Annotated in this window: 13 protein-coding genes; 6 read left to right on the top strand and 7 right to left on the bottom strand. The window is 66.5% G+C overall.

All coding sequences use genetic code 11. The features are described from left to right. Positions 1 to 2: 2 nt before the first annotated feature. The 3 genes from ArtHe_RS00305 to ArtHe_RS00315 are packed head-to-tail and all read right to left on the bottom strand — an operon-like array spanning position 3 to position 3,150. Complete coding sequence (locus ArtHe_RS00305; protein ID WP_248318247.1) at positions 3 to 1,544, bottom strand: tripartite tricarboxylate transporter permease; 1,542 nt, start codon at positions 1,542 to 1,544, stop codon at positions 3 to 5. Next, positions 1,544 to 2,173 (bottom strand): tripartite tricarboxylate transporter TctB family protein, encoded by a 630-nt coding sequence (locus ArtHe_RS00310; protein ID WP_248318248.1) that lies wholly within the window; start codon positions 2,171 to 2,173, stop codon positions 1,544 to 1,546. Before ArtHe_RS00310 ends, ArtHe_RS00305 begins: the two co-directional genes overlap by 1 nt. After that, complete coding sequence (locus ArtHe_RS00315) at positions 2,170 to 3,150, bottom strand: tripartite tricarboxylate transporter substrate binding protein (protein WP_248318249.1); 981 nt, start codon at positions 3,148 to 3,150, stop codon at positions 2,170 to 2,172. Before ArtHe_RS00315 ends, ArtHe_RS00310 begins: the two co-directional genes overlap by 4 nt. 250 nt (positions 3,151 to 3,400) lie before the next feature. Here ArtHe_RS00315 and tcuA point away from each other — a divergent pair, with 250 nt between their 5' ends. Both tcuA and ArtHe_RS00325 read left to right on the top strand, forming a co-directional pair. Then, positions 3,401 to 4,876, top strand: coding sequence for an FAD-dependent tricarballylate dehydrogenase TcuA (gene tcuA, locus ArtHe_RS00320; protein WP_248318250.1), 1,476 nt, complete (start codon positions 3,401 to 3,403; stop codon positions 4,874 to 4,876). Positions 4,877 to 4,930: 54 nt separating this feature from the next. Continuing rightward, positions 4,931 to 5,614, top strand: a complete 684-nt coding sequence (locus ArtHe_RS00325) for a GntR family transcriptional regulator (protein WP_248318251.1) — start codon at positions 4,931 to 4,933, stop codon at positions 5,612 to 5,614. 13 nt (positions 5,615 to 5,627) lie between these two features. On the opposite strand, the gene ArtHe_RS00330 is transcribed toward ArtHe_RS00325, so the two are convergent. After that, on the bottom strand, positions 5,628 to 6,572 hold the full coding sequence (locus ArtHe_RS00330) for a hypothetical protein (RefSeq protein WP_151724046.1): 945 nt from the start codon (positions 6,570 to 6,572) through the stop codon (positions 5,628 to 5,630). Next, positions 6,569 to 6,940, bottom strand: coding sequence for a DoxX family protein (locus tag ArtHe_RS00335; RefSeq protein ID WP_066301838.1), 372 nt, complete (start codon positions 6,938 to 6,940; stop codon positions 6,569 to 6,571). Before ArtHe_RS00335 ends, ArtHe_RS00330 begins: the two co-directional genes overlap by 4 nt. Positions 6,941 to 7,232: 292 nt before the next feature. Between ArtHe_RS00335 and ArtHe_RS00340 the strand changes: the two genes are divergently transcribed. Beyond that, positions 7,233 to 11,219: a lamin tail domain-containing protein gene (locus ArtHe_RS00340; protein WP_248318252.1), complete on the top strand. Its 3,987-nt coding sequence runs from the start codon at positions 7,233 to 7,235 to the stop codon at positions 11,217 to 11,219. A gap of 186 nt (positions 11,220 to 11,405) precedes the next feature. Here ArtHe_RS00340 and ArtHe_RS00345 read toward each other — a convergent pair whose 3' ends face one another. Beyond that, entirely contained in the window at positions 11,406 to 12,383 is a 978-nt protein-coding gene (locus tag ArtHe_RS00345; RefSeq protein WP_248319844.1) for an aldo/keto reductase, read from the bottom strand. Positions 12,384 to 12,574: 191 nt separating this feature from the next. Here ArtHe_RS00345 and ArtHe_RS00350 point away from each other — a divergent pair, with 191 nt between their 5' ends. Continuing rightward, entirely contained in the window at positions 12,575 to 13,540 is a 966-nt protein-coding gene (locus ArtHe_RS00350; RefSeq protein WP_248318253.1) for a CHAD domain-containing protein, read from the top strand. A gap of 134 nt (positions 13,541 to 13,674) precedes the next feature. Continuing rightward, positions 13,675 to 15,240, top strand: a complete 1,566-nt coding sequence (locus tag ArtHe_RS00355; protein ID WP_248318254.1) for an MFS transporter — start codon at positions 13,675 to 13,677, stop codon at positions 15,238 to 15,240. On the opposite strand, the gene ArtHe_RS00360 is transcribed toward ArtHe_RS00355, so the two are convergent. Further along, on the bottom strand, positions 15,237 to 16,280 hold the full coding sequence (locus tag ArtHe_RS00360) for an LLM class flavin-dependent oxidoreductase (protein ID WP_248318255.1): 1,044 nt from the start codon (positions 16,278 to 16,280) through the stop codon (positions 15,237 to 15,239). The two genes, ArtHe_RS00355 and ArtHe_RS00360, sit on opposite strands and share 4 nt — an antisense overlap. A 247-nt stretch (positions 16,281 to 16,527) precedes the next feature. Between ArtHe_RS00360 and ArtHe_RS00365 the strand changes: the two genes are divergently transcribed. After that, a complete protein-coding gene (locus ArtHe_RS00365) occupies positions 16,528 to 17,601 on the top strand; it encodes a peptidoglycan bridge formation glycyltransferase FemA/FemB family protein (protein WP_248318256.1) in 1,074 nt (357 codons plus the stop codon).

Below are 17,601 nucleotides of genomic sequence, written 5' to 3' on the forward strand. Positions count from 1 at the left end.
CGCTAGGTGCGGACCAGTTCCTGCGGCTCCTGGCTGCCTGCCTTCCGTGACCGGCGGTGGCGCAGGTGCTGGACGCCGGAAACGAGCAGGGCACCGGCAAGGACCAGGTAGAGCGTGACGGTGATCGGGCTGCCGACCAGGATCCCCAGATTCCCTTCCGAGACTGCCAGTGCCCGGCGGAGTTCGGTTTCGGCCATGGGTCCGAGGATGACGGCGATCAGGACCGGTGCCAGCGGGATGCTGTACCGGCGCATCAAGAACCCCAGCAGTCCGATGGCGATCAGCAGCCATAGGTCCAGGACCGAGGAACTGACGGCGTACACACCAAGCATGGAAAACACCGTGATGCCGGCATACAGGTAGTGCCGGGGAATGTTCAGCAGCTTCGCCCACACCGAGGCGAACGGCAGATTGATGATCAGCAGGATCACCAGGCCGATGAACAGGGAGGCCAGCAGGGCCCACACCAGGTCCCCGCTGCGGTCGAAAAGCAGCGGCCCGGGCTGCATACCGTATTGCTGGAAGGCAGCCAGCATGATGGCAGCGGTGGCCGACGTCGGCAGGCCGAGCGCCAGCAGTGCGCCCATGGCGGTTCCCGCCGTCGCATTCGCGGCTGCCTCGGGTGCTGCGAGGCCCTTGATCGAGCCGGTGGTGCCGAACTCCGGGTCCTTCCGGCGGGCAGCGAGTTTCTTTTCGGTGCCGTAGGCCAGGAAGGTGGGAACTTCGGCGCCGCCGGCGGGAATCAGGCCAAAGGGCGCACCGAACGCTGTGCCGCGCAGCCAGGCCGGCAGGGCCCGGCGGATATCCCGCAGATTGATGCGCGCCTTGCCGCTGGTTTTGATCTGCGTCGCTGCCGGATCCCGGTGGATGCGGGAGGCCACATGGAATACTTCGCCGAGGGCCAGGAGTCCAACGGTGATCACGATGATGGAGATACCGTCGAACAGCTGCGGCAGGTCCAGCGTGAAGCGTGCTGTGCCGGACGGGCCGTCAATGCCCACCAGGGCCAGGGCCAGGCCGATGCCCAGCGCCGCGAGGCCGCGGACCACGGATTCAGAGACGACGGCGGAGATGGCGAGGAAGGCGAAGACCGCCAGCGCGAAATACTCCGCCGGACCGAAGACGGTGGCCAGCTTGACCAGTGTGGGCGCGAAGAAGACCACCAATGTGGTGGCTATGAGCCCGCCGATGAAGGCCCCGATCGCCGCCGTCGCCAGTGCCTTGGCAGCGTGGCCGTTTTTTGCCATCCGGTGGCCCTCGAACGTTGAGGCAATGGCCGAGGAGTTGCCGGGAGTGTTGAGCAGGATTCCTGCCGTTGAGTCGCCGAAGAGCCCGCCGAAGTAAATTCCGGCAAACATAATGAATGCCGCCGTCGGCTCCAGCGAGAAGGTCACGGGCAGCAGCAGCGCAACGGCCATGGCGGAGCCCAGTCCGGGCAGGACCCCGACGGCGGTGCCGAGGATAGCGCCGATCAGGACCCAGAGCAGGTTGATTGGTGTCAGGGCGGCTCCGAAGCCGTCCAGGAGAAGGGATAGCTGGTCCATCAGAGAAGTCCTCCCAGGAAACCGGCGGGCAGGTTCAGCCCGAGGCCGGCGTTAAAGGCGAGTTGGATGGCGGAGGCAAACAGCAGGGACACACCGGCGTCGAAACCGGGGCGCTTGCTGCCCAGCGCCCGGCAGATGATCCAGAAGAGGAACGCGGCGCTGAGGATCCAGCCCAGGATGTTCAGGGCGGCGGTGAACACCACTACACCACCCACCACCATTCCCACGGTCTTCCAGTCCGAATAGGTCCGCCAGGATTCCGGTGAGCCCGCCTTGGCCCTCTCTTCGGGGAGCCTGGCCAGGTCCCGGAGCATGTCCGGGGAGAAGTTGCCGCGTCCGTGGTGCTTCCGGGTATCGGGAATGCTCCGGGAGCGCAGGACCTGGATGGTCAGAGCAGTGGCCACGCCGTAGAGCAGTACACACACAAGCACCGGGAAGAACTGCGGCCCCGGAGCCGCGGTGCCCTGGACATTCATGCTGACGGTGCCCACGGTGAGGAACACGGCAAGCGCATAGAGCACGACGGCGGCGAGCAGCTCGCCGCGTCCGGTGCCGAACGAGGGTTTACCCTCCGGCCGCCCGGTGTTTCCGCGTTCGTCCGCGGCAGGTTTGCTTCCGGTGATGCTCATAGTCCAAGGTCCTTTACGATCCCGCGTGCGGTGGAGACTTCCTCGGCGATGAAGGTTTCGAACTCCTCACCGGTGGCAAAACTGTCGGTCCAGCTGTTGCGTGCCAGAGTGTCCTGCCAGTCCTCCGACTCCCGCATCTGCGTGATGATGGCGACGAACTCCTCCCGTGCAGCGTCGGAGATGCCCGGCGCGGCAACCACGCCCCGCCAGTTGGACATGGCGACATCCACACCCTGTTCCCTGAAGGTGGGGACGTCCACACCGTCAAGGCGTTCGTCGGAAGAGATGGCCAGGGCGCGCAGGGCGCCGGCTTCAATCTGGTCCGCTACCTCGTTGTAGCCGGACATACCTGCCGCCGTCGTGTGCGAAAGCAGGGAAGTCAGTGCCTCGCCGCCGCCGGAGTACGCCACATAGTTCACAAGTTTCGGGTCCAGGCCAACCTCTTTGGCCAGCAGACCGCTGAGCAGATGGTCGATGGACCCGAGGGAGCCGCCGCCGATCGAGGTGCCGCCGGGGTTCTGGATCCAGGCGGCCAGGAAATCGTCCAGGGTCTGGAACTCGCTGTCGGCCGGCACCACCAGGGCCGCGTAGTCGTCGGCCAGCCTGGCGATGGGGACCACATCCGCCATGGATTCCGGGTTGTCCGCAAGCTCGATCGCGCCGACCATCACGCCGCCGGTGACCAGCAGCGCATCTTCCCGCCCGGGGGTCTGGACGAACTGGCTCAGGCCGATGGTGCCGCCGGCGCCGGGGACGTTGACCACCTGGGGGTTGTTGACGATGCCGTTGCCGCGCAGGGCCTGCTGGGATTCCCGGGCAAAACCATCCCAGCCGCCTCCGGGGGCGGCGGGGGCGATCAGTGTGAGCTTGCTGCGCGCGGTGGCTGTCCCTCCTGAGGAAGCAGCGTTGACGAACGCGAGCACCGTGACCAGGACTGCAATCAGGGTGAATGCGCCGGAGCGGAAGGTTAGCTTCATGGTTCCTGTTCCAAATACCGTTGTTGTTTCCGGGCCGCCGTCGCCGTTTCCCGGCAGCTTGTACACAATGAAGTACCTGTATATACCGTGATCCAGGTCACTGCAAACTTGCCAACACCCCCTAGCCATATGGGTCACGGGCTGTTATGGAGCGGTGTTCAGTGGATGAAAATTGACGGCCGGACAACCTATGGATTTTTTTGCGGTAGCTTGTATACAGTCGAATACAAAGTCGCGAGAAAGAGTGAACATGGCACAGGAACATCTGGTGGACGCGGACGTTGTGGTTGTTGGCGGGGGTAACGCAGGCTTTTCCGCAGCCCACGCCGCCGCACAGCGTGGCAGGTCAGTCCTGCTGCTGGAGAAGGGCACCCCGGAGCTGTCCGGGGGAAACAGCTTTTACACCGCTGGGGCCACCAGGATCGTCCATGGCGGACTGGGGGACCTGCAGGGACTGATTGAGGACGACGAGCGCCACCCGGTGACCGAGGTGCCCGCCTACACTGCGGAGAACTACGCCTCGGACCTGGCCAAGGTCACAGAGGGACGGAACGACCCAGCCATGACCGAGGTGCTGATCGGCGAAAGCCAGTCGACGCTCCGCTGGCTGCAGGGGCTGGGGCTCAGGTACCGCCTGATGTACGAACGCCAGGCCTACGAGCGCCCGGACGGAAGCTACCTCTTCTGGGGCGGTCTGCATGTCGGAAACGTCGGCGGCGGGGAGGGCATGATGGCCGACCATGCCCGGGTCGCCGCCGAACTGGGCGTCGACGTCCGCTACGGGCATGCTGCCACCGAACTGCTCGTGGAGGAGGGCGCCGTCGTGGGCGTACGTGCCGAGACCCCGGACGGGATCCGCACCTTCTCCGCCCGGTCTGTCATCCTGACCGCAGGGGGCTTCGAATCGGATCCAGCCAAACGGCGCGAGTTCCTGGGCGAGGGCTGGGAAAACGCCAAGGTCCGGGGCACCCCCTGCAACACCGGGGAGATGATCATGGCGGCGCTGGACATCGGGGCGGCCCGGGGCGGGGATTGGAACACCTGCCACAGCGTTCAGTGGGACGCGTTCACCGCGCTCAACGAATCCAACCGGGAACTGACCAACCGGCTGACCCGGCAGAGCTATCCGCTGGGCATCATCGTCAACCGCGACGGCGAACGCTTCCTCGACGAGGGCGCCGACTTCCGCAACTACACGTACGCCAAATACGGCCGTGAAATCCTGCGGCAGCCCGGTTCCGTCGCCTACCAGATCTTCGACGCCGGGCTCCGCCCGCTGCTGCGGCCGGAGGAATATGACATGCCCGGAGTTTCGGTCGAATCAGCCCAGACCATCCCGGAGCTGGCCGCCAAAATCGGCATCGACCCGGAAGCCCTGGACAAGACGGTGACGGAGTTCAACAACTCCATAGACCGTTCGGTGCCGCTGGATCCGAATGTACTGGACGGACGTTCGGCACGCACCGAGCCGGCCAAGAGCAACTGGGCCAGTCCGCTGGAAACAGGTCCGTACTATGCCTTCGGCGTCACCTGCGGGATTACCTTCACTTTCGGGGGAGTCAAGGGGGACACCCATGGGCGGGTGCTTGATGCAGCCGGCAACCATATCCCCGGGTTGTATGCGGCCGGGGAAATGCTCGGGGGCCTGTTCAGCGTGAACTACCCCGGCGGCTCCGGGCTGGCAGCCGGCTGCGTCTTCGGCCGCCGGGCAGGGATGCTCGCGTAAAGTTGCCGTGGAACGAAGACACTTCCACCAACGGCTCTCTTGCAAGGAAATCCAGTGGCGCAACCGGCATCCTCCCGTATGGACGGCGAGTCGATCTTCCTGACCCTGCGGACGGAAATTCTCTCCGGCGTGCATCAGCCCGGAACCCCCATGCGCGAAGTGACGCTGGCTGAACGGTTTGGCGTCTCCCGAACCCCGGTCCGGGAGGCGCTCTCCCGCCTGCAGCAGGAACGCCTGCTGGAGCGGGTTGCGCGCGGACTGCATGTGCCCAAAGTGGACCCGCAGCAGGTGATCCAGGTTTATGACATGCGGATTCTGCTGGAGGAGGAAGCTGCCGGCCAAGCAGCCCGGGCGCGGCAGTTCACGGACCAGATGCGGCTTGAAGCGCTCCTCGAAAGGGACCGCGGCCTGAGCAGCCCTGATGACCAGACCCGGATTAACACGAATCTGGAGTTTCATGCGGCCGTTTGGGCCTGTGCCCACAATCCCGTGCTCCAGGACCTGCTGGAACGGCTCTCAACACATCTGATCCACACGCCACGGTCCACCCTGTCGATCGGGCAGCGATGGGAAGACGCATTGGAAGAACACGCCGGGCTCGTGGCAGCGATCGACAGGCAGGACGCCGAGGCGGCCAGGCAGATTGCCCGGGCCCATATGGAGACTGCCCGCACGCTAAGGCTGCAGCTTCTCCGCGAAGGGGCGCTGCAGGAACAGCGGCGCAGCTATCAGCCCTAACGGCACCACGGAGTCAGCGCAGCTGATCCAGTTTGGTTTCGGACTTTTCCACGGCCCGCCGCGCGGACCGGGCTTCCCGGCGGGCGGAATCGCGGGACCGCTCCAGGGTTCCCCGCTGCCGGTCGACAGCCGTGACCCGGTGTTCAAGCTCGCGGATGCGTTCCCGGAGTTCGTCGATCTCATCCGTCAGCCGGTCACGGGCAGCGGTCTGTTCTTCCAGGTCCGCCAGGATGGCAGTGAGCCGGGATTCTGCCTGGCCGGCTGAGTCCCGCGCCGCTGCCAGCTCCTGTTCGGCGGCGTCCCGGGCCTTGGCCCGGTCAGCCTTCTGCTGACGGGCTGGTTGGCCGTCCCCGGCTTCGGCCGGTTCCGCCGGCCCGCGGGGCTGCCGTTTTTTACTGTTGCCCGCAGCCACCAGCGGGGAGGCCGTATCCGGGTCCGCCACCGCGCCGTCGAGGTCCACCGGTTCCCAGCCGTTGGCTTCCAAGCTGCGGACCAGTCTCCCGGTGGCCAGCGCCTCGGCTGCTTCCGCATCGGTCATCGCGGCCCACAGCGTCTGCTCCAGCTCAGCGGCCACCGCCGGGCTGACCGGGTTCCCTGCTTCCCTGGCCAGATCCTGCGCCTCGCGGACCAGGGTGCGGAGCATCCGGTGCCGTTCGGCATTGAGCCGGCGCAGTTCCTCACGGTCAAGGTCCTGCTGGGCCTCCCGCAGTGAAGCACCTAGGCCCAGGACATCCGCGATGGCACGGTCCCGCTTCCTGACCAGCAGGTTTGCCAGCCAAGCAGCGGCCGATGGTTTCGGCAGGCCCTTCAGCCGTTGGCCCAGGTCCTTGTCCCCGCCGCGGGCAGCCTCCGCCGAGGCAGCGTTGCGGGCCGCAGTGAATCCGGCGGGCAGCAGGCCATAGAGCCCGGTCACGGTCTCTGCCGCACCGTTTCCGGAAGAACTCCTGGCTGCGCTCATGCCGGATAAGGGCCGAACCGGCCGATGGCCACGAAGACGTTCACCAGGCCCAGGATGGCCGGCAGTGCGACCCGGTGACGTTCGCCGCGGCGCAGGTGGACAGCGACGGCCAAGGCCATCATGACTGCCAGGGCGGATGCCGCGATCGGTGTGAGGACAGGCGCAACATCGGTGGCGGCCGGGAGCAGGAGACCTACGGCTCCGAGAATTTCAGCGACGCCGATGAGCTTGACTGCCCAGGCCGGAAAATCGGCGGGCCAGCGCAGCACCCGGACGAGCTTCGGATACGGCTGGACCAGGCGCATCACCCCCAGGCCAAAGTAGAGCAGCGCCATAACGATCTCTGCCACCCATAGAAACACCAGCATCGATGATCCTTCATCCCCCCTGAGTTGCCGGAAGCCCGGCACCGCCATCCTATCCAGCCGGGCTGACGTGCGTAACACTTTCCGCTCCGTTCACCCGGCGTCCATTTGGGATGGGGACACTCGGCCTGTCTACCTCCCCAGCCGGGCACGCCGAGGCGCCGCGCCGGGCTCCAGCGAAAGGCCACACAACGTGTTACCCCAAAGAAAAGCGAGCACCCGGGCTGCAGGATCATCCCGCCACCGCTCCCAGCGATTAGCCGCACGCGCTGCGGGTGCCGCGCTCCTGGCGTCAGTGCTCGGCCTCGGATCCGTCCTGCCGGCCCACTCGGCGCTGCCCCTGCGCTTCGACGTCCAGCCGGGCTCGGACGTGCTGATCAGCGAAGTGGCCAACGGCGGCGCCGGCGCAAACTCCCAGGCCAACCGGGCCGCGGCCAGGAACTTCATTGAGATCACCAACTACGGCAGCGGCCCGATGGACATCTCCGGCTGGAAGATCTTCCGCTGCGGGCAGACCGGCGGCGGTTACGGTCCGCAGGCCGTGGTCCCGGAGGGCACCGTGCTCTCGCCCGGGGACCAGTTCACCGCTGCCAGGGACACCTCCGGGTACGCCGCCGACGCCTTCTACGACACCAGCCTGCACGACTTCGGATTCGGCGCCTTCCTGGAGGACGCCAGCGGCCAGCGCGTGGACGCCGTGGGTTTTTACCACCCCGACGTCGCCACCGACTGCGAACTGGACGGAAAGTGGCTGCAGCGTTCCCTGCAGCACCGCCTCGACGAGTCCCATCAGCGGGTTTCAAACACCGGCGACCTGGAGCAGGACTGGGTCATCGCCACCCGTACCGTGGACGCTCCGAACGCCACGTCCTCCACGGTCAAAAGTGCCGGCAACGGCCTGCGCGTCACGGAGCTGACCAACAGCGGCTCCGCCTCCACTTCTGACCAGTACGTCGAGGTCACCAACCTTGGCGGCACACCCGTGGATATGTCCGGCTACCAGCTATTCCGCTGCGGCGAGAACGGTACGCAGTACCTGCAGATCGGCGCAGTGGCATCCGGGTCCGTTGTCCAGCCCGGGGCGAGCTTCCTCTTTGCGCATGCAGCCGGCGCCTACCGGGACCAGGCGGACGCCACGTATTCCACCGGCATGCACTGGCGGGACTTCGGCGTGATGCTGCTGACCGCCGACGACGAGATCGTGGACGGTGTGGGTGCCTACGACAACCGCAACAGCTCCTGCACCACTGGTGCGCCGTTGGAGCAGAAACTGAATGCCTTCGACAACGAGGTCTACCACCGGGTCTCTGACACCGGAAACAACGCCGTGGACTTTGCCGTCACCACCACGCGGACGCCGGGAACGCATGATTCCGGTGCCGTGCTGGAGACGGCCTCGGCCTCGGCGTACACCGATGTGGCGTTCAGTGAACTGACGGCCGCAGGTCCGCAGGGCGGCAACGACGAATTCGTTGAGATTGCCAACTACGGTTCAGCTCCGGTCAACCTCTCGGGTTTCTCCGCCTACCGCTGCTACGGCACCGGCCAGCCGGGCCTCGGGGCTGAGGCACAGGTGGCGGATCTCGGCGACGTGGTGCTGCACCCGGGCCAGACCTACCTGATGGCACCCGCCAGCGCCCCGGCGGAGCTGCGCGCAGCGGCCCAGGCAACCTACGCCACCGGCTTGAACCAGGCCGAGGGCTACGGCATGTACCTCACCGATCCCGGCGGGGCACGGGTCGACGCCGTCGCCGTCTACGATCTGGGGGTTAACGCCTCCACCCCGTGCCGCCAGGGCGAGGAAGTGCGCAACTACACAAAATTTGAGGAAGGGGAGAGCGTTACCCGCACCCGGCACACCGGGGACAACGAAAACGACTACGCCATGGCTGCCCGAACGCCGGGTGTCCTGCAGGACGCCGTATACGTCGACCCCGCCCTTCCGCTGCCGGGCGAACTGGATCCTGTTTCCCTGCCCGCGAACTCTGTCCCAGGCACCCCCGCGGTTTCAGGCGGTGAGGGAAACAGCCTGGCCGCTGACGTCAGCGTCTTGGACGCCGACGGGGGCCTGCTGGACGTCAGCACCCGGGTGGCTCCGGTCCTCGGCACTGATAAAGCGGTGGTCCGTGCGGGCATCAGCAGCCTTCCCGTTCCGCTCTCCCTCCAGATCGACGGCGAACAGATCGTTCCCGACGCCCGTGGGCTGGAAACCCCCGGCACGGCAACGGGTTTCCCGTTCCAGCGCTTCGAAATCCCAGTGGACGACGCCGCGGCGGAGTTCGTGTGGAGCGGCACCACGGAGCCGCGTAACGAAATTCAGCTGCTCGCCTGGACGGGCACGGCATGGGAGACCCTGGACGCAGCCGTTCCGAGCGCCGACGGGAACATCACCCTGAGCGCCCCGCTGCCGGCTGCGGCCCTGGCCGCCGGAACGGCGGACGTCCTGGTGATCGACGGTCCCCGGACCAACGGGGGCCTCCTCGATGAAGGCGGGGTCACCGACCAGGCCTTCGCCGACCCGAGCCAGTATGACTTCGCCGTGAACCACATGACCGACACCCAGTTCTACTCCGAGGGCTTCCGCGACGTTTTCCGCCGGATGACCAGCTGGGTGGTAGCCAACGCCGATGCCCGCAAGATCGAGTACAACTCGCTCACCGGGGACATCATCGAAAACTGGATCAACGGCAACAACTCCGCCGAACGCGCCAACCGCGAGTTCCAGTCCGCCCAGGACATCATGGGCCTGCTCAACGATGCCAACGTGCCCAACGGTGTGCTGCCGGGAAACCACGACAATATGTGGGGGCACAACAACGACAAGTACAACGAGTACTTCCCGGTCAGTATGTATGAGGGCAAGGACTGGTACGGCGAGGCCTGGGCGGCGGGAGACAACTCTGCCCACACCGACTACTTCTCAGCCGGCGGCGTCGACTTCCTGGTGATCAATCTGCCCTACCGTTCTTCGGACGAGCAGATGGCCTGGGCCGCGCAGCAGGCAGCAGCCCATCCGGACCGCAACGTCATCCTGGCCACGCACGCCTACATCCACACCAGCGCTGTCCGGGACAACGTGGACCTTCGGTATACAGCTACCGGAGAGGAACTCTGGAATACCGTGGTTGCCCCCAACGACAACGTGTTCCTGGTGCTCGGCGGCCACTTCCACGGCACCGTGACCAACTACGCCGATCCGGTGACCGGCGGGCAGGTGGATGCCACCGACCTTGCGAACCAGACCTACGCGATCTCGAACGTTGGTGCCACAGGTCGCACGGTCGTGGAGATGCTGGCCGACTACCAGGGGTACCGCTCAACCCTGCTCCAGGACCCGGCCGCCACCCGCAGCGACCTCCTGGACCGGGACACCGGTTTCCAGCGCCTGCTGCAGTTCGACCTCGACGCCGGGCTGATGGCCGTCAACGCGTACTCACCGACGCTGGATTCCTTCGAGGCCTGGAAGTATGACGAACCTGCCTTCCGGGGGGATGCCGCCCGCTACGACGCTTCGGACGACGAGTTCGTGGCTGCCGTGTCGCTGCTGCGCAGCACCACCCTTTCCACCGGAACCTGGGCGCTCACGGGTGCCGGGTCCGTGCTGGAAACAGTGCAGGTCGAATCCGGCAAGCAGCACTCGGTAAGGTTTGAGCCTGCCGCGGCGGACCGCCTGTGGTTTGCTGAGGCTGCCGACACGAGCGGCAACATGGTCCGCTCAGTTCCCCGGGTGCTGACGGGAACGGGAGATGCCGGTCAGGAACCGGATCCCACGCCAACCCCGGATCCCACGCCGACCCCGGATCCCACGCCGACCCCGGATCCCACCAGGGATCCGGAACCCACGCCGGCCCCGACCGCTCCCACGGTTCCGGGTCCCACCGGACCGGGAGCGGGAGTGATCCTGCCCGGCGCCGCTGTACCCCAGCCGGCGCCGAGCCAGCGCAGCTATCCTGCGTGGCCTGCCGGTACGCTTCTTCCCACCCTCTTGGCACCGGCGGGCGGGGACAGCGGCGAAGAAACCGGGACCGAGGACGAATCTGCCGGGGAGCCCGAGGAGGAGGCACCCGCAGGGACGCCTTCCGCAGCGCCCCGGGACCCGTCCAACGCGGACTCTCGTGCCGGCAGTTTGCGGGCCGGTGAGGCCCAGGCTGATGAGGAGCGGGCCGAGAGTTCCGGCGGGCTGAACCTCGGTGCCCTGGCCCTTGGTGCGGCAGCGGTCGTCCTGCTCGCCGGGGCGGGGCTCCTCATCGCCCGGCGGAGAGGATTCCCCTCCGGACTGTAGCCACCGCGTTGCGGCGGATCTTAACCCGCAGCGTGACTGAACCCGCGGTGTGAACGATCAGCTGCGGCGCCGCCTGGCTTGGCGGGGCCGCAGCTCATCGTGTGCGGGCAGGCAGGAGACCCGCCGGCGAACAACAGCAGGGGCAGCAGCAGGGAAAAGCAGACGGGCGCCGTGGAAAACCCCTGCCTAGAAACCGACGACGTCGTGGGGCACGTAATGCTCCTCCAGCAGCTCCAGGTCCTCGGCGGTGAGTTCCAGGTCCAGGGCACCGGCGTCGTCCTCCAAATGCGTCACGCTGGTGGCGCCGAGGAGCGGCGCGGAAACCACCGGATGGGCCAGCACCCAAGCAAGGGCCACCTGCGCCCGCGAAACGCCGTGGGTCTCGGCGACCTGGCCAACGGCGTCGCAGATCCTGCGGTCGGTGGCTTCCTGCGTCCCGTACAGCGCGTCTCCCAGCGTGTCCTGCACCCGCCGCCGGCTTACCTCGTCCCAGGCCCGCGCCAGCCGCCCCCGGGCCAGCGGGGAGTACGCCAGGACACCGATGCCTTGGTTCAGGCAGAGCGGGTACATTTCCCGTTCCTCTTCGCGGTATATCAGGTTGTAGTGGTCCTGCATGGTGATAAACGGCGCCCAGCCGTTTTCCCGCTGCAGGCAGAGGGCGCGGGCGAACTGCCAGGCATACATGCTGGACGCGCCAAGGTACCGGACTTTCCCGTCCCGGACCAGCTGGTCGAGGGCTGCAAGGGTTTCTTCCAAAGGGGTGGACGTGTCCCAGCGGTGCACCTGGTAGAGGTCGATGTAGTCGGTGCCGAGCCGCCGCAGGCTCTCCTCCACCTGCCACAGGATGTGTTTGCGGGAAAGACCCCAGCCATTGGGGCCGGGGCTCATTTCCCCGTGCACCTTCGAAGCGATCACCACCTCCTCACGGCGGGTGTATTCGCCCAGGGCCTGTCCCAGGATCCGTTCGCTGTCCCCATTGGAGTAGACATTGGCGGTGTCGAAAAAGTTGATGCCCAGCTCGGCGGCCCGGCGGATCAGCAGCCGGGCCTCCTCCTCCCGGAGCGTCCAGCCGTGCGGGCCGCGGTGGGGGTCACCAAAGCTGAGGCATCCGAGGCCGACCGCGGAGATGGATACCCCGGAATGGCCGAGTTTGACGTAGCGCATGGAGTTCATGGACCTTGCCTCCAGGAAGCCTTGGACAGCAGGTGCACCGGCGCCTGCATCGGTACTGCCGATGCTACGGGGACGGCACCGCCGGGTACAGGGTGGACGGCGGGATGCGCCCGACCCCGGGCCGGAGGGCAGGGCAGCGCGGAGGGCTGCCAGCCGGGTATCCCGCAGACCTATACTGAGCCATGGCTTTCCCCGACCTCCCCGCCGCGTACGGGCAGCGGCAGGACGATCCAGCGCCTGCCGCAGGCCTCCGGCGGAGCGGGCCCCGCCTTCGTCCGGCTGGGAGCGTACCGGCCAGGGAACTGCTGCTGGAATACCTGCAGCAACAGCTGGCGGAACTGCTCCGGGAACAGGAACGGGTGCAGGCAGGGGAAGCCGACGCCATTCACAAAATGCGGGTCAGTACCCGCAGGCTGCGGTCCGCCCTGGCCAGCTACCGCAAGCTTCTGACACCTGAACCGGCCCGCTTTCTCCGCACGGAACTGAAGTGGCTGGCCCAGGTGCTGGGGGCGGCCCGCGACGCGCAGGTGATGCGCCGCAGGCTGCAGGACCTGCTGGCTTCCCAGCCGCCGGAGCTTGTCCTGGGCCCCGTCTCGGCTCGGATCGATGAAGAACTGTTGGCAGACTACAACGCGGCGCTGCAGGTCATCGGCAGTGAACTGGCAGGGGAACGCTACCACCGGACGGTCCAAGGACTCAGCGGCCTCGTCGCAGAGCCGGCCTGGGCAGCCGATGCTGCCGGCCGGGACCGCTTTGCCGCGGATCGGATGATCCGCAGGGACCGTGCGCGCCTGCGTTCACGGGTCCGGCTTGCCCGGCGGGAACAGGACCCGGAAGCGCGCGCGGAGATTCTGCACGAAGCACGCAAGGACGCGAAGCGGCTGCGGTATGCGGCGGAAACCTGGAAACCGGCCGGCGGACAAGCCGCAGAGACGATGGTGGAGGCAGCCGAGGGGCTGCAGAAAATCCTGGGCGAGCACCAGGACAGTGTGGTGGCCCGTGCGCTGCTGCGCCGCCTGGGCAGCACCGCAGGTGCCGGCGAAAGCGGCTTCACCTACGGCCGGCTGCACGCCCTTGAGGAAGACCGGGGAGGTGCCGCCGAAAAGCAGTTCCGCCGCCTCTGGAAGGTCTTTCCCAGCGTGCCCTGAATCCACCCGGCCAGGCCGGGAGACGCACAGGCTCTGGACGGCGCGGGCCGGACGGACTTAACCTGCAGGGAGCGGGCACTGGTTCCTCCGGCAAGGATCGGGCGGCGGAGCGCAGCCGCTGACGGAGGGATCCAATGGAATCTCCTTGGGCGCCCCTGCGGAACCGGATGTTCTTCATCCTTTGGGTGGCCCAGCTGGGGTCCAACATCGGCACCTGGATGCAGACGGTCGGGGCCCAGTGGTACTTGGTGGAAACCGGAGCCAACCCTGCCCTGATCTCCCTGGTGCAGACGGCGTCGCTGGCACCGACCCTGCTGCTCGGACTGATCGCCGGTGTCCTGGCAGACGCGTTCAACCGCAGGCGGCTGATCCTGGGGAGCAACCTGTTCGCAGCCGGGGCCGGCATCCTCCTGACGGTCATCGCCGCCGTTGGCCTCCTCACGCCTGACGCCCTGCTGCTCTACACGTTTCTGATCGGGTGCGGAGTCGCACTCAGCGCACCGGCGTGGCAGGCAGTCACCCCGGCGCTGGTGCCGTGGGAACAGATCCGCTCCGCCGCCGCGCTGGGCTCGGTGGCCCAAAATGCGGCCCGCGCCATCGGCCCCGCAGTTGGCGGCCTGCTGGTCTCCCTGGCCGGACCCGCCTTCGTCTTTGGGATCAACGCAGTGTCCTTCCTGGGCACGGCGCTCGCGGTCTTTATCTGGCGCTCGGCTCCGGGCACTCCGGAAGACCGGGAGCGTGTGGGTGAGGCGCTGGCCGCGGGGATCCGGTACATCCGGGCTGCACCCCGGATCCGGAGGATACTGCTCCGCTGCGTAATGTTTATGGTCCCCGCCAGCGCCCTGTACGCGCTGCTGCCGGTGGCGGTCAACGGTCACCTTCAGCTGGGGTCGAGCGGCTACGGCCTGCTCCTGGCCGCGCTGGGAACCGGTGCGATCCTGGGCGTGGTTTTCCTATCCCGGACCCGGAAACTCCTTCATGACAATGCCTTGCTCGGGCTTTCCGCCGGCGTTTTCGCTGCCGGTGTGTTTGCTGCCGGCTATCTGCCGGTGCTGCCGCTGGCCATCCTGCTGGTCCTGTCCGGTGCGGCGTGGATCAATACGTTCTCCACCCTGAACAGCGCCATGCAGCTGACCCTGCCCGAATGGGTCAGGGCCCGGGGCCTCTCCGTATACCTGATGGTGCTCACCGGCACCCAGGCAGTGGGCTCCCTGCTGTGGGGCTCGCTGGCCACCGCCTACGGTTACGCTCCCGTGCTGGCAGCGTCCGCCGTCGTGCTTATTCTGGTGGGGCTCAGCATCCTGGTGCTTCCCCTGCTGCCGCGCACCGGGAAACTGGACCGCAGTGTCCCGGAGCCGGAGCTGGAGCTGGAAGTGGAAACCGAACCCGAGCCCGACGAAGGTCCGGTGACCATCCTGGTGGCCTATGAACTGGACCCGGACGCTGTGCCGGACTTCCTGGAGGCCATGCAGGAAGTCAGGCTCTCCCGGATGCGGACCGGAGCCACCGTGTGGGAACTGGTGCATTCGGTCACCGATGCCCGGGAATTCCGCGAGATTTACGACGTCCCCACCTGGCGGGAGTACATGCGGCAGGAGCACAGCCGGCTCACCGGAGAGGACCGGACCAACATCCAGCGCGCCGCGTCGATGGCGGTGGAGGAACCACGCACCCGGTGGTTCCTCCCCGCCTCGGCCTAGGCCTGCGCTGCCAGCGCTTCGCGGACCCGCGGAGCGACTTCGGTGCCGTACAGCTCGATGGTTTTCATCAGCTTTTCGTGAGGGAGGGTACCCAGGCTGTACTTGAGGTCGAACCGGGAAAGCTCCAGCGTCCGGACCGTGCGCACAATCTTCGCGGCAACGGTTTCCGGGGAACCGATGAACAGGGCGCCGTCGGGACCCGCCGTGGCCTCATACTCCGGACGCGTCACCGGTGGCCAGCCGCGCTCGCGGCCGATCCGGTTCTGCATCCTGGCGTAATGCGGCCAGGCTTCTTCCAGGGCCTGCTCATCCGTCTCGGCGATGTAGCCGGGGGAGTGGGCACCGATAGGCAGCGCGGGCTTGCCGAACTCCTTCAGCGCCCGCTTGTAGAGCGACACAAACGGCGTGAAGCGCGCCGGTTCCCCGCCGATGATGGCCAGCATCAGGGGCAGCCCGTAATGCGCGGCCCGCACGACCGACTGGGGTGTACCGCCGACGGCGATCCAGGCCGGGATGGAACCGCCCTCCGTGGGCGGGTAGACCAGCTGGTTTTCCAGCGGCGGGCGGGTGGAACCCTGCCAGGTCACCGGTTCCTCGCGGAGCAGCCGGGTGAAGAGTTCCAGTTTCTCCTCAAACAGGACCTCATAGTCCGCCAGCTCGAAGCCGAACAGGGGGAAAGATTCCGTGAAGGACCCGCGGCCGAGGATGACCTCGGCCCGGCCGTTCGACACTGCATCCACGGTCGCGAACCGCTCAAAGACCCGAATCGGATCATCGGAGGAGAGCACCGTAACGGCGGAACCCAGCCGGATCCGGCTGGTCTGCCCGGCGATTGCCGCCAGCACCGTTTCCGGTGAGGAGACGGCGAAATCGTCACGGTGGTGCTCACCGATTCCGATGAAATCGATTCCCACCGAATCGGCCAGGACGGCCTCCGCCACCACGTTGCGGATTACCTGCGCCATGGGAAGCTTGTCCCCGGCGGCGTCGAAGGTCACGTCCCCGAAAGTATCCAGTCCAAGTTCAATGTGCTGTGCCACTCACTCCACCAACCCGTCGTCGTATGCTTATGCATCTATTATTGCGGACAACCCTTGCGGCACCTGACCTATTCCCGGCGGCGGCTCTCCGGACCGCGCACGCGGGCGGCCGGCCGGCACCGGACCCGCCGCAGCCTGCCGTACTGGTGCCGGGCGGCCTGCGGATAGACTGGGAAACGGCCCGGAGCCGGAGCTCCGTGCGGGGGCAAAAGGATTGATCCACCAACCGAGGACTAGTTGAGGAACTTTGCGAGACTTTAGTGCACGCCTGGCCACTGCCGAGGAGATAGCGGACTGGGACAGCCACGTACAGGCGAATCCCAACGGCGGCAACGTCCTGCAATCCGCAGCCTACGCCGAGGTTAAATCGCACCACGGCTGGAATCCAGTTTATTTGGTCATCACCTGCCCGGACTACACCTCCTACAATCTGGCGATCGAAAAGAAGGTTCCCGTCCTGGGCAGCCTCTGGTACCTCATTAAGGGCCCCGACGCCGCCGCGGCAGAGGACGTGCCGGCCATGGCCGAGGCAGTGGCCGACTTCATCAAGCGGACCGGGCGCAGGGTCTTTGCCCTCAAGGTGGAGCCCGATGTGGTGGACGGCGAGGACGTGCAGAAGCTCTTCACCGGTGCGGGCCTGGTCAAGACCTTCAACCTCCAGCCCAACGATTCCACCGCCCTGCTGGATACCACTCCGGACACGGAACAGATCCTCAAGAACATCTCCTCCCGCGCGCGCAATGCCGTCCGCCGGGCCATCCGTGAAGGTGCCGATGTGCGCCGGGTGGAGCCCACCGAGGAAAACATGCAGGCGATGTACAAACTCATGAGCCACATCGAGGACCGGTCCTCCGCGCGGATGCGGTCCTATGAGTATTACCGCCGCTTCTGGTCCAACTTCGTGGCCGCGGGCCAGGGCCGCTTCTACTTCGCCTTCGAAGACGGAGAGCCGAGCGTGGGTGCCTTCGTGATTGCCTACGGGAAAAAGGGCACCTACAAGGACGGCGGATCCAAACCCCGGCGCAAGCAGTACGGAGATTCCCACCTGGTGCAGTGGACCGCGCTGACCGAACTCAAGGAGGACTTCGGGATCGAGGAATACGATTTCTGCGGGACTCCGCCGAGCAGTGAATTGAAGAACAAAGAACATCCCCACCACGGCCTGGGACTGTTCAAGACCAGTTTCTCCAAGACCGTCACCGACTTCGCCGGCTGTTATGACCTGGTCCTGGATCCGCTCCGATACCGGATCTGGAACACCATTGGCGAGCGTGTGACGCGCCAGGTCTACTGGCGCCGTCACCACCAGCCGTTCTACTAA

This window comes from Arthrobacter sp. Helios, from assembly GCF_023167125.1.
Taxonomy (GTDB): Bacteria; Actinomycetota; Actinomycetes; order Actinomycetales; family Micrococcaceae; genus Arthrobacter_B; species Arthrobacter_B luteolus.

Bases quoted from the DNA above. Each gene is read 5' to 3' on its own strand.
- ArtHe_RS00305 (WP_248318247.1), bottom strand. From the start codon at position 1,544: ATGGACCAGCTATCCCTTCTCCTGGACGGCTTCGGAGCCGCCCTGACA.
- ArtHe_RS00350 (WP_248318253.1), top strand. From the start codon at position 12,575: ATGGCTTTCCCCGACCTCCCCGCCGCGTACGGGCAGCGGCAGGACGAT.
- tcuA (WP_248318250.1), top strand. From the start codon at position 3,401: ATGGCACAGGAACATCTGGTGGACGCGGACGTTGTGGTTGTTGGCGGG.
- ArtHe_RS00310 (WP_248318248.1), bottom strand. From the start codon at position 2,173: ATGAGCATCACCGGAAGCAAACCTGCCGCGGACGAACGCGGAAACACC.
- ArtHe_RS00330 (WP_151724046.1), bottom strand. From the start codon at position 6,572: ATGAGCGCAGCCAGGAGTTCTTCCGGAAACGGTGCGGCAGAGACCGTG.
- ArtHe_RS00355 (WP_248318254.1), top strand. From the start codon at position 13,675: ATGGAATCTCCTTGGGCGCCCCTGCGGAACCGGATGTTCTTCATCCTT.
- ArtHe_RS00335 (WP_066301838.1), bottom strand. From the start codon at position 6,940: ATGCTGGTGTTTCTATGGGTGGCAGAGATCGTTATGGCGCTGCTCTAC.
- ArtHe_RS00345 (WP_248319844.1), bottom strand. From the start codon at position 12,383: ATGCGCTACGTCAAACTCGGCCATTCCGGGGTATCCATCTCCGCGGTC.
- ArtHe_RS00315 (WP_248318249.1), bottom strand. From the start codon at position 3,150: ATGAAGCTAACCTTCCGCTCCGGCGCATTCACCCTGATTGCAGTCCTG.